This window comes from Martelella mediterranea, assembly GCF_004342225.1.
Classification (GTDB): Bacteria; Pseudomonadota; Alphaproteobacteria; order Rhizobiales; family Rhizobiaceae; genus Martelella; species Martelella mediterranea_B.
Genome location: NZ_SMAR01000005.1, coordinates 106,626 through 118,750, shown reverse-complemented (window position 1 = coordinate 118,750; position 12,125 = coordinate 106,626). Strand labels below are relative to the sequence as shown.

The window sequence follows — 12,125 nt, the reverse complement described above, 5'->3', positions numbered from 1 at the left end:
ACAGACACCGTACTTTATCATATGCCTGTCGACCCGAAGCCACCCTCACCACGCATCGTTTCCGTAACATCATCAACGACTGTTACCGGCATTTGCGTCACCGGAGCGATGATCACCTGGGCGATGCGCATGCCGCGTTCGATAGCGAAGTCTTCGTCGCCGAGATTGATGAGCAGCACCTTCACCTCGCCGCGATAATCGCTGTCGATGGTGCCGGGCGTGTTGAGGCAGGTGATGCCATGCTTGAAAGCAAGGCCGGAGCGCGGGCGGATCTGCGCCTCGAAGCCTTCCGGAATCTCGAAGATGAAGCCGGTCGGCACCAATGCACGCTTGCCCGGTGAAAGGATCAAAGGCGCCTCAACAGCGGCGCGGATATCCATGCCGGCGGAGCCGGTCGTTTCATAAGCCGGAGGCTCGATACCTGCAGCATGATCAAGACGTTTCAGTTTCAGTATCATGGAATTTTCCGTCGTTGTTGATATGGGCGGCATCCTTGTCACGCAGGCATCACAGGTCAATTGCATCGCGATGCGATAATCGCTACACAGTCGACCATCAACAGGATTTAACGTTCAATGCCCGAGACCATTGCCGAGGCGGTCGCCCGCCGTCGTACTTTCGCTATCATCTCCCACCCGGACGCCGGTAAAACCACGCTGACGGAAAAGCTGCTGCTTTTTGGCGGTGCGATCCAGCTTGCCGGTGAAGTGAAAGCCAAGAAAGACCGTATCCAGACCCGATCCGACTGGATGAAGATCGAGCGTGAACGCGGTATTTCCGTCGTCACATCGGTAATGACGTTTGAATATGAGGACACCGTCTTCAATCTGCTCGACACGCCCGGCCACGAAGACTTCGCTGACGACACTTATCGCACGCTGACGGCCGTGGACGCGGCGATCATGGTGATCGATGCGGCCAAGGGTATTGAGCCCAGAACGCTGAAGCTGTTTGAAGTCTGCCGACTGCGCGATATTCCGATCATTACCTTCGTCAACAAGATGGACCGCGAAGCCCGCGACACCTTCGAAATCCTTGAGGAAGTGTCGGAGAAGCTGGCGCTTGATACCGTGCCGATGACCTGGCCTATCGGACAGGGCAAGAGCTTTTGCGGCACTTATCATCTCGCTGAAAGCGCCATTCGCCACGGCGATGACGAGCGCGAGCTGACCAAGGTCAACGGCCCTGAAACCGTTGCGGAGAAGCTGCCCCAACATGAGCGCGAAGACTGGGCAGAGGGCACAGAACTGGCCATTGACGGTTATCCGGCATTTTCAAAAGAAGCATTTCTTGAAGGCCATATGACCCCGGTCTATTTCGGTTCTGCGCTTAGGAACTACGGCGTACGCGACCTAATTCATGCACTTTCCGAATACGGCCCGCCGCCGCGTGCTCAGGTAGCGGACAAGCGCACAGTCGAAGCCACCGATCCCAAAATGAGCGCATTCGTGTTCAAGATTCAGGCCAATATGGATCCGAACCATCGCGACCGCATTGCCTTTGTGCGTGTGTGTTCCGGCGAGTTGAAGCGCGGCATGAAGGCCAAGCTTGCCCGTACCGGCAAACAGATGGGCCTGACGGCGCCGCAATTCTTCTTCGCCTCGCAGCGCCAGATTGCCGACACCGCCTATGCAGGCGATGTTGTGGGTATTCCCAACCACGGCGCCTTGAGGATCGGCGACACGCTCACCGATGGCGAACAGCTTGTATTCCAGGGCGTGCCGAACTTCGCGCCGGAAATCCTGCGCCGCGTGCGCCTGGAAGATGCGATGAAGGCGAAAAAGCTTAAAGAGGCCCTGCAGCAGATGGCAGAAGAAGGCGTCGTTCAGCTGTTTACGCCAGAAGATGGCTCGCCAGCCATTGTCGGCGTGGTCGGCGCTCTTCAGCTTGACGTTCTGAAAGAACGTCTTCGTGCAGAATATGGTCTGCCGGTTTCTTTTGAGATGGCGCGTTTTTCAACCTGCCGCTGGATTTCGGCGGAAAAGCCCGCCGATGTCGAAAAGTTCGTCGACAGCCATCGCGGCGATATTGCTCGTGACCTTGACGGGGACCCGGTTTTCATGGCGCAGGATGGTTTCTCGCTCAACTATGAGAGCGAGCGCGCACCAGAGATCAAGATGGTTGCCATTAAAGAATATCAGCAGGGCAAAGCAGCCTGAGGGACGATGATGAACGATAGGGAAGTCATTGGCATTTGCGGCGTCGGCCGAATGGGCAGCGCCATGGCTGCGCGCCTTGCAGGACAGAGTTTCAAACTAGTTTTGTGGTCGCGCAGCGGCGTAACAGATGCCTTTGCTTCGGATAACGGTGCGGAGATCGCTTTTTCTCCGGCAGCTCTGGCCTTCAAGGCCGATATCATCATCACCTCGCTGATCAATGACAGTGCCGTTGAAACGGTCCTCGATCAACTGGTTGAGACATCCCTGCCCGGCAAGCTGGTTGTCGAAATGTCCACGGTCAGCCCGAAAACGCTGAAAAACTATTCCGAGCGTATCAAGGCCAAAGGCGGCAGCGCAATTGATGCACCTATTTCCGGTGGCCCTGAATTCGTCATGGATGGCAAAGCAGGTGTCTATATCGGCGGCGCAGATGTCGACTACAAGCGGTTCAGGCCGATTGCAGAAGCGCTTTCCGACCGGATTCATCACACCGGCTCATTGGGTACAGGTGCGGCGGCCAAAGTCGTCAACAACATGATGCTGTGCGGTTACTGGGAGGTGCTCAAAGAAGCGCTGCTGACAGGAAAGCAAGCCGGACTTTCAGTCGAGACCATGCTCGACGTTTTGTTGACCAGCCCCGGCGGTTCACCGGCACTTAAAACCCGTGCGCCTCGCATTCTCGGCGAAGATACGAGTGTTGGCTTTCCGGTCAAGGGCGCGTTGAAAGATGCGAAACTGTTTGCCAGCGTGGCCGATAGTTTCGGGATCGAAACACCGGCCATTGATGCTGCTGTAAAAAGCTATTCCGCCTGCCTGGATGCCGGTCATGGCAATGAAGACCTGTCAGCCATGGTGCGCACAGCGCTCGCGTCTGAAGATCACTAGAGCGCCGTGCATCCGAATGGATGCACAAAGGACGCTCTAACCCATTGAATCTACGCATCGTGCTTTCCGAAATTCGATTCCGATTTTCGGGCCGATGCTGTAGGCGCCAGCTTTTCAGCTTCTCAGCATTTTCCCGGAACAGGCCATCTGAGCTTGAACAAGGAAGCATGGACCATCAAATAGATGGTATCATCTGATTGGAGCCAGGCGATGAATATCGGGCATGCAGCAGAAAAATCGGGCCTACCGCCGAAGACAATCCGCTACTATGAAGAAATCGGCCTCGTCGTTGCAGACCGTGCATCAAATGGCTATCGCAGCTATTCAGATGATCACATCCATCGCCTGAACTTCATTCACCGCGCGCGTGATCTGGGTTTTTCAGTCGAAGAGTGCCGACAACTCCTCTCACTTTATGACGATAACGGACGGGAAAGCGCCGAGGTTAAGGCGCTGGCGCTGGCAAAGATCGCAGAGATCGAAGAGAAGCTTAAAAAGCTGGATTCGCTGAAGACGACGCTAAGGCATCTTGCAGACAACTGCCACGGCGACCACAGACCGGACTGCCCGATTCTGGAAGAGCTTTCCGGCGAAAAGGACGGTTGCTGCCGCTCGCACTGAAGACGCTCAGCGCGTCGGCACCGGCTCTTCCCCGCGGTAATCGTAAAATCCACGACCAGCCTTTCGACCCAGCCACCCGGCATCGACATATTTCACCAGAAGCGGGCATGGCCTGTACTTGTCGTGACCCAAACCGTCGTGCAACATCTGAATGCCTGAGAGGCAGACATCAAGACCGATAAAATCGGCCAGCTCCAGCGGCCCCATGGGGTGACGCGCACCGAGTTTCATGGCCGTATCAATTGAATCGACCGAACCTACACCCTCATAAAGAACGTAGATTGCTTCATTGATCATCGGCAGCAGCACACGATTGACGATGAAGGCCGGAAAATCCTCCGAGACCGTCGGGGTCTTGTCTAAAGAGCGTACGAAAGTCTTCGCCGTTTCAAAGGTCACTTCTTCGGTGGCAATCCCGCGCACAAGCTCAACGAGCTCCATTACCGGAACCGGGTTCATGAAGTGAACGCCCATGAAGCGTTCCGGCCGGTCTGTTGAAGCGGCCAGTCTTGTGATGGAAAGTGTCGATGTGTTTGTTGCCAGAAGTGCTTCCGGCTTCAGGATCGGGCAGATTTTTGCATAAAGCGCACGCTTCTCGTCTTCATCTTCCGAGATCGCCTCAACCGCCATATCCACTGGCGCAAGGTCCTGCAAATCAGTGGAGGCGGATATACGGCCAAGCGCCTGCTTGCGCGCATCGTCACTCAACTTTCCGCTGGAAACCTGCCGCGCAAGATTGCCGTTGATTGTCGCAAGCCCACACTCAAGCTGTTCGCGCGACAAATCAATCAGATGCACATCATATCCCGCGACAGCGCAAACATGAGCCACACCGCAGCCCATGGCACCGGCACCGATCACACCGATTTTCCTGATCTCTTCGGCCATTGTGAGCTCCCTTGCATGATATTCGACAGGCAGATGACGCGACGCTCCATCTTCCCGCTTCAAAAGGTTAGGCTTTCTCAACCCGCATTGCCAGCATTTCAGCGCAGAACATGTCTTTAGAAACGCGGATTTTTCGCGCGCACACTACCGCGCGGAAAAAAACTGGTCTAGGACCGGACTGTCTCGTTTCAAACGATAATTTCAGGCGATCATGACACAAAGACGCATTGCCGTTTTCGGCGCAACCGGCTCCATCGGCGTCAACACGCTGGATGTGATTAACCAGCTCGGCGGGCAGGATGCCTTCACTGTTTCCGCGGTGACGGGCAACAGAAATGTTGAAAGGCTCGCACAGCAGGCCATTGACCATAACGCAGAAATGGCTGTCACGGCTGATGAACAACAGTATGCGGCGTTAAAGACGGCACTCTCCGGCTCTGGCGTGCGCCCCGCTGCCGGTGCTTCCGGGCTGATCGAAGCTGCGGTGATGAACAATGATCTCGTCATGGCCGCCATTGTTGGAACGGCCGGGCTAAAACCTGCCCTTGCAGCAGCCCGCGCCGGTGCCGATATCGCTCTGGCAAACAAGGAATGCCTGGTTTCTGCAGGCCCTCTGTTTTTGTCTGCCGTTCATGAGGGTGGCGGGCGACTACTTCCGGTCGATAGCGAGCATTCCGCCATTTTTCAGGTTTTGGAACAAAATCAGCGCCGGGCGCTGGAGCGTGTCATCATCACGGCCTCGGGTGGCCCTTTCCGCACCAAAACGCTAGAAGAAATGCGTCATGTCGACGCCGCAACCGCACGCGCTCATCCCAACTGGTCGATGGGCCTCAAAATCTCGATCGACAGCGCCTCAATGTTTAATAAGGCGCTGGAAATGATCGAAGCGCTTCACCTTTTTTCGCTCCGGCCGGATCAGGTCGAAGTGATCGTTCACCCGCAATCGATCATTCACTCGATGGTGGGATATGCTGACGGTTCTGTTCTGGCGCAGCTCGGCTGCCCGGATATGCGCTCCGCGATTGGCTATGCCCTTGCTTATCCGCATCGTCCGCCGCTCAACGTTGAACGGCTGGATTTTGCAAAATTGGCGCGTCTCGATTTTGAATCCCCGGATGAACAACGCTTTCCAGCACTCAAACTGGCACGCATTGTGATGGAACGCGGCGGCCTTCAGGGCGCAATCCTGAACGCTGCAAAAGAAATCGCGCTTGAAGCCTTTATTGAAGGACGGTGCGGCTTTCTGGAAATGGCAGATATCACCGGACAGGTGATGGAAAACATGCGCGGCGCACCCTCTGCCTGTGGCATTGAGGACATCTATGCCGCCGACGAAGAAGCGCGACGGCAGGCCGCCGGGCTGATCAGAGCCTAGAGCGCCGTGCTTCCATTCGGATGCAAAAAGCACGATGCTGTAAGCTGCCACTTTACCATTCAATTTCGCTGCCATCATAGGCAAGAAAAATACCGGTACGCCCGTTCGCCACACCATTGAGCGCCCTCAGCATATCGGCAGCGGCCTGAGCCGCCTCGACACGCCGGTTTCCCGCAGCAAACGGCTCGGAAAGCGGTGTAGCCACGGTTCCGGGATGAAGCGCCACAAGTGACAGCTCAGGATATTTGCGCTTCGCTTCGATCGAGCTTGTGCGGATGACCTGGTTCAGCCCGGCCTTGGCTGTGCGATAAGACATCCAGCCACCGATATGATTGTCGCCGATGGATCCCACACGCGCAGAAAGACAGGCAAAGATCGCTCTCCTGTCTTTCGGCACCAGCGGCAGAAAATGTTTCAATACCATGGCCGGCCCGACGGCATTGACCGCAAACTGTTTCATCATCGCATCCGCCTCAACCGCACGAACAGACTTCTCCGGTCCGACGCCATCAATATGAAGCGCCCCGGTCGCAACCAGCACCAGATCAAACTTTTCTCCGGAAAGGTTCTTCGTCGCAGCAGCGATACTGTTTTCATCGGTGATATCGAGTCCGTCACGGCGTCGGGAAATCCCGGTGACGCTGCCGCAGGCAGGGTCCGCTTCAAGTGCCTGAATAAAAGCTGAACCGATGCCACCGGAAGCCCCGAGCACCAGTGCCTTATAATCTGACTGCAGCGTATCCACCGAATGTCCGGCCATCAGAATTCTCCCGCTTTTGAAGAACTTTACGGAGAAAAACGGTTTGCAGATCAGAGATCGAAGACAGCACGCCAGATATCGAAGGGGTAAGCGCCATCGCAGCCTTCGGGCGCAGTGTTGGTCATCGCGACTGCGACAGTTCCTGTTGCCGGGTCATAGCACCAGCGATTGCCATAAACACCGCCCCATGAAACAGCACCATCCGGCAGAGGAGAATTGTCGAGGGCTGCATCTTCCGTGACAGCGCCGAAGAAACCAAATTTCACGCCCGGTCGGACGTTGAGGGCGCCAATCTGGTTTTGAATGGCCGAAGCGACGGTTTCCGGCTTAAGGACCCCATCGCCCCCTTTTCGGATCATTTCCAGCAACCGGATCACATCGCCTGCCGTCCCGGCCATTCCGCCGCCGCCACCCTGAAAGGCATGGCGGTTGAAGATACGGGCAGGCGAAAAACAGTAGACGACATCATAAGGGCCCGGCACGCGCTCCGGTTCGTCCATGGCACGCGGCGCCGGCGACGCATTCACGTAAGGAACGGCGACGCGCTCCCCGTCAACAGCAACAAAACCGGTATCGGCAATTCCAAGTGGCGAAAATACGTAACGCCGGATTGCATCTTCCACGCTGCCGCCATCGATTGCCGACAAGACCGCTCCCAGGATATCGGTTGCAATCGAATATTCCCAGGCTGTTCCGGGAACATAGGAAAGCGGAACCGTATTCAGCCGCGAGAAATTCTCCTCCAGCGTCAGCTCGGTATTTTCGAGCCCGATCAACACCGGATCATGCGGTGGCAAAACGCCTGCGCCTGGACGATAGTTGAGCCCGGCTGTATGCGTCAGCAGATTGCGGATGACGATTTCAGCCGTCCGGCCATCTGGCCCCGGAGGATGAAACCACGGCAAATAGTCACTGACACGATCTTTGAGAGACAAAAGGCCTTGATCTATCATGGCCAGAGCTGTCGCAGCGACAAATGGCTTGGTCACAGACGCGAAACGAAAAATCGTATCCAGTTGAGTTGCCCGGCCCGCTTCCCGGTCGGCAAACCCGGCGGCGCGCTGGTAAACCGGCTGACCTTCGCGCCAGACCATCACCACACTGCCAACAATACGCGCTTCGTCAATGGCGCGATCAATCGCACCGTCAATCCGTTGAGCCAGTTCCATCACAAATCCTCCGGGCAACAAACCTGTTGCCCGCTTGATCAGAAAAGCCGGAGTTTCTGTCAAGTCAATTCAAGGGCCCGATCAGGCTGCTGGAGGGCGCTGTCAGGCGACAGCGCGCGCCAGCGCACATTGCGACCAGAGACTGTGAAGCGAGGAAACAAGATGCTCGATATCGGCATCACTGTGCAGTGGCGTCGGCGTGAACCGAAGCCGTTCGGTTTTGCGCGGCACGGTCGGGTAGTTGATCGGCTGAACATAAATGCCGAAATCATCCAGAAGAATATCGGAGATCCATTTGCACTTGGCAGCATCGCCGACCATGACGGGAACGATGTGGCTTGGATTATCCATATGCGGAATACCCATCGCATCAAGCCGCTTGCGCAGCGTCTGCACCCGCTCCTGATGCCGTAACCGCTCGATCTGGCTTGTTTTCAGATGCCGGATCGAGGCAACAGCACCGGCGGCCAATGAGGGCGGAAGCGCAGTTGTGAAGATAAAACCGGATGCAAACGAGCGAACGAAATCGACCAGAGCCTGAGACGCGGTGATGTAACCGCCCATCACGCCGAAAGCTTTTCCAAGCGTACCTTCAATAATCGTCAGACGGTCCATCAGGCCTTCGCGCTCGGCAACGCCACCACCGCGCGGTCCATACATGCCGACGGCATGAACCTCGTCGAGATAGGTCATCGCGCCATACTTGTCGGCCAGATCACAGATTTCCTTGATCGGCGCAATATCACCATCCATCGAATAGACCGACTCAAAGGCAATCAGCTTCGGCGCATCGGGATCAGCAGCTTTGAGCTTGGCCTCCAAATCTGCAAGATCGTTATGCTTGAAGATCACGCGCGGACACTTGCCGTGGCGGATGCCTTCAATCATAGAAGCGTGATTAAGGGCGTCGGAGAAAATAATCAGGCCGGGAATTTTCTGGCCAAGAGTGCCCAGTGTGGCCCAGTTGGACACATAACCGGAGGTGAAGATCAGAGCAGCTTCCTTGCCGTGCAGATCTGCAAGCTCGTCTTCCAGCTGAACATGGTAGTAATTCGTGCCGGAAATATTGCGTGTTCCGCCAGCCCCTGCACCACATGCGTCGATCGCCGCTTTCATGGCGTCGACCACGGTGGGACACTGCCCCATGCCAAGATAGTCGTTGGAACACCAGACCGTCACATCAGATGCAACACCATTCTTGTATCGCGAAGCACGCGGGAATTCACCGCGATGACGCTTGAGTTCGGCGAACACGCGGTAGCGGCCTTCCTCATGCAGTCCATCCAGTTCTGACTTAAAAAATGCTTCGAAATCCATTGCTCGAGTGCTCCAACCGCAGCCTTATGTTTTATCAAACAACATTTGACGAAGTTTACCTTACGTCAACCCGACGAGCCCCGAAATCCGGCCCGTGCGTCAATTGGCCCTTGTTTGAATTATTCCAAACTGCTTCTACACGCAACAGCGATGACCAAAACTTGACCGTAGTCAAATTGTCGAAAAACAATTTCCTGCATCCTGAACATTTCGTGGAAGCCGCAGTTTATACACCGGTTTTCACTTCCAGCCCATTCGCTTATCCTGTATGGAAAAGGATGGCGGCCACGTCGGCTCCAGTCAGAATAAACTGGATTCAATCGGGCATGTTTGCCAATGGCCAGCCGCTATGTGACCTTTTTGGCAACCGTAGTGAGGGATGAATGAAAAAGATCTTTGCTGGACTGATTATTGGCGTTTCCGCGCTGGCTGCAACAGCCTGCACACCGACACAGGAAGGTGCTGCCATTGGCGCAGGCACCGGCGCTGCCGGCGCTCTGCTTCTGGGCGGCAATGCTGGCGAAACGCTGGCTGCAACGGCAGTTGGTGCTGCCGCTGGCGCGCTTATCGGCCGCACACAGGAAGGTAGCAACAAGTGTTATTATCGCGACCGTTATGGTCGTGAATATGTTGATTCCTGCCCTTCCGGCTATCGGTAAGAGCATAACAGAAACCGCCGGCTCTTAAGGGATCCGGCGGTTTTGCGAAAAGACCGGCAACCACGGCTGTAACCAATGGTTAACGATGCTGCGAAACGGCACCGCACAAAAGCCTGTCTGGTGCGTTTTTATGTTAAACTGCCAAAGCTTTGAACATATTACGGCCGTATTGCCGTCGTTGCGACACGGCTTGTTCTGATCTGCGTAATAGTCGCGCCCACCCCTCGGACTTGTCCGGAGCCTGACCTGAGTGTTTTTTGAGTATCAGATGGTAACCCGCTTCAGAAAAGACCGATCCAGACGATCAGCTCCACTTGGCAAGGGATTGCTGCTGGCTGCAGGGTTGTCTGTGGGGCTCTCATTCAGCGTTCAGGAAACATATGCTTTTTCTCTTTTTGGCGTTCATCTTTTCGGCGAAAAGGAAGAAGAAACACAGGATGTTCAGGATCCTGTTCGCTACACGGTCTCGTTTTCGGTCGAGGGCGGCAATAGTGAGCTTGAAAGCTTCCTGAAACGACGCTCCCTTCTGATCAACGGCGAGAATAGCCCCGTCGATGGTGACCTTGGCGTTGTCGTGCGTGCGCGCGACGACCTTCAGCTTCTCGTGGGCTCCCTTTTTGAGAAGGCCTATTATGGCGGTGTCGTCAATATCGTTATTGACGGCAGACCCCTAGATGAAATTGCCGGGGTTCCGTCTTTCGGACGCATTGATCCTGTTCCGGTGAAAGTGAACATTCAGGCTGGCCCGCAGTTCACCTTCTCCACGATTGACCTTCAGGACGATGCAGCTCAGTTTAATCCAGCAGACCTTGGCCTCGTAACAGGAACTCCTGCTTACTCGACGGCCATCCTGTCAGCGGCGCGAACCATCACGGCGGACCTGAAAAGCGACGGCCACCCGTTTGCCAAGATCACCAATCGTGAAGTGATTGCCAATCATGCAAGAAACACGGTCAAGGTGGTCATCAGTGCGCTTGCCGGACCAAAAGCCAATCTCGGTCCGATTGCAATTCAGGGGTCTGAGGCCGTCGATCCGGATTTCATTCGCACCTATTCACGCCTCAAGGCTGGCGAAACATACTCACCGGAAGAACTGAACGAGGCGGCCAACCGTCTCCGCAAGCTAAATACGTTTCAGACCGTCAATATCGTGACCGGTGACACGCTGGACGAGAATGGTCAGCTGCCAACCACGATTAATGTCAGAGATGGCAAGTTCCGTTATTTCGGCTTCGGTGCGCAGGTTTCATCGATCGATGGGCTTGGCCTTGAAGGCTACTGGGGACACCGCAACCTCTTTGGCCATGCGGAAGGTCTCCGCCTTGAAGCTTCTGTGTCGCGTATCGGTGAAGCATCTGATATCAGCGATCTGGATATTGCAGGGGGTGTCACCTACACCAAACCCGGTTTTCTCAGCCCGTCAGGCACGCTGAAAGCGAGCCTGATTACCACTTCAGAAAACCCGGATCCTTATGACGCGCTTTCTGTTGCTGCGACGCTCGGCTACACTTTTGAGCAAAGCGATTACAACACGATCACCCTTTCTACAGCAACGACCTACTCCAACATCAAAGACGCCTTCGGAACAGAAGACTACCTGACGCTGTCGGCTCCGCTCGGCTTTGATCGCGACACACGCGACGACGCCCTGAACCCGACCAAGGGTGTTTACCTGATCACGACGGCTGAGCCTGCTTATGATTTTCTGGGCAATACATTCTACACCAGTTTTGATGCCATCGGTTCGACCTACTTTACGCCGGGTGAATCCGACCGGCTGACACTGGCAGGCCGGGTTGGTGTCGGTACGATCGTTGGCGGAGACAGCCTCAAATCGATCCCGGCCACACAGCGTTTTTACGCCGGTGGCGGTGGTAGTGTTCGCGGTTACGCTTATGAAAGCATCTCTCCGCGCACGGCTGATGGGCAAGCCACCGGTGGCCGCTCTTATGTTCAGGCAAACCTGGAGGCCCGGATCGGCATTACAGAGAACATTCAGATTGTTCCGTTTATGGATGCTGCCGATGTATCTGACAAAAACTTCCCGGACTTCAGCAATGTCAAAGCCAGTGCCGGTCTGGGCGTACGGTATCTGACGGGCTTTGGCCCCATCCGGCTTGATGTCGCATTGCCTCTTGACCGTTACCCGGACGGCGACCGATACGGAATTTATGCCGGGATCGGCCAGAGCTTTTAGTGCTTCGTCAGAGCAGTCAGGCAACTGCAACCCAAACGCTTCCAACACAGCCTTAAATATGGTTTACGGCCTTATCTGTTAGCATTTTCATGTCA

The 12,125-nt window shown here is 55.5% G+C and carries 11 protein-coding genes; 6 read left to right on the top strand and 5 right to left on the bottom strand.

The features are described 5' to 3' along the window. Positions 1 to 17: 17 nt before the first annotated feature. Positions 18 to 458, bottom strand: coding sequence for a dUTP diphosphatase (gene dut / locus EDC90_RS05270; protein WP_132309305.1), 441 nt, complete (start codon positions 456 to 458; stop codon positions 18 to 20). Positions 459 to 575: 117 nt separating this feature from the next. On the opposite strand from dut, the gene EDC90_RS05265 reads away from it, so the two are divergent. From EDC90_RS05265 to cueR, 3 genes are all read left to right on the top strand, one after another. Further along, entirely contained in the window at positions 576 to 2,159 is a 1,584-nt protein-coding gene (locus EDC90_RS05265) for a peptide chain release factor 3 (RefSeq protein ID WP_132309303.1), read from the top strand. Positions 2,160 to 2,165: 6 nt separating this feature from the next. Further along, on the top strand, positions 2,166 to 3,044 hold the full coding sequence (locus EDC90_RS05260; protein ID WP_245510939.1) for an NAD(P)-dependent oxidoreductase: 879 nt from the start codon (positions 2,166 to 2,168) through the stop codon (positions 3,042 to 3,044). 210 nt (positions 3,045 to 3,254) lie between these two features. Next, positions 3,255 to 3,665, top strand: a complete 411-nt coding sequence (cueR, locus tag EDC90_RS05255; protein ID WP_132309299.1) for a Cu(I)-responsive transcriptional regulator — start codon at positions 3,255 to 3,257, stop codon at positions 3,663 to 3,665. 6 nt (positions 3,666 to 3,671) lie between these two features. Here cueR and EDC90_RS05250 read toward each other — a convergent pair whose 3' ends face one another. Further along, complete coding sequence (locus EDC90_RS05250; protein ID WP_132309297.1) at positions 3,672 to 4,553, bottom strand: 3-hydroxybutyryl-CoA dehydrogenase; 882 nt, start codon at positions 4,551 to 4,553, stop codon at positions 3,672 to 3,674. A 211-nt stretch (positions 4,554 to 4,764) separates the two neighbouring features. Between EDC90_RS05250 and dxr the strand changes: the two genes are divergently transcribed. Then, complete coding sequence (gene dxr, locus EDC90_RS05245; protein ID WP_132309295.1) at positions 4,765 to 5,928, top strand: 1-deoxy-D-xylulose-5-phosphate reductoisomerase; 1,164 nt, start codon at positions 4,765 to 4,767, stop codon at positions 5,926 to 5,928. Positions 5,929 to 5,980: 52 nt separating this feature from the next. On the opposite strand, the gene EDC90_RS05240 is transcribed toward dxr, so the two are convergent. The 3 genes from EDC90_RS05240 to hemA all read right to left on the bottom strand — a co-directional run bounded on the left by EDC90_RS05240 (position 5,981) and on the right by hemA (position 9,174). Then, positions 5,981 to 6,688, bottom strand: a complete 708-nt coding sequence (locus EDC90_RS05240) for an SDR family NAD(P)-dependent oxidoreductase (RefSeq protein WP_132309293.1) — start codon at positions 6,686 to 6,688, stop codon at positions 5,981 to 5,983. Positions 6,689 to 6,738: 50 nt separating this feature from the next. Next, positions 6,739 to 7,857: a serine hydrolase domain-containing protein gene (locus tag EDC90_RS05235; protein ID WP_132309291.1), complete on the bottom strand. Its 1,119-nt coding sequence runs from the start codon at positions 7,855 to 7,857 to the stop codon at positions 6,739 to 6,741. A 102-nt stretch (positions 7,858 to 7,959) separates the two neighbouring features. After that, on the bottom strand, positions 7,960 to 9,174 hold the full coding sequence (hemA, locus tag EDC90_RS05230; protein ID WP_132309289.1) for a 5-aminolevulinate synthase: 1,215 nt from the start codon (positions 9,172 to 9,174) through the stop codon (positions 7,960 to 7,962). 383 nt (positions 9,175 to 9,557) lie between these two features. On the opposite strand from hemA, the gene EDC90_RS05225 reads away from it, so the two are divergent. Together EDC90_RS05225 and EDC90_RS05220 are read left to right on the top strand one after the other, a co-directional pair. Then, entirely contained in the window at positions 9,558 to 9,833 is a 276-nt protein-coding gene (locus EDC90_RS05225; protein ID WP_132309287.1) for a glycine zipper 2TM domain-containing protein, read from the top strand. A gap of 268 nt (positions 9,834 to 10,101) precedes the next feature. Beyond that, positions 10,102 to 12,030: an autotransporter assembly complex protein TamA gene (locus EDC90_RS05220; RefSeq protein ID WP_132309454.1), complete on the top strand. Its 1,929-nt coding sequence runs from the start codon at positions 10,102 to 10,104 to the stop codon at positions 12,028 to 12,030. Positions 12,031 to 12,125: the final 95 nt, after the last annotated feature.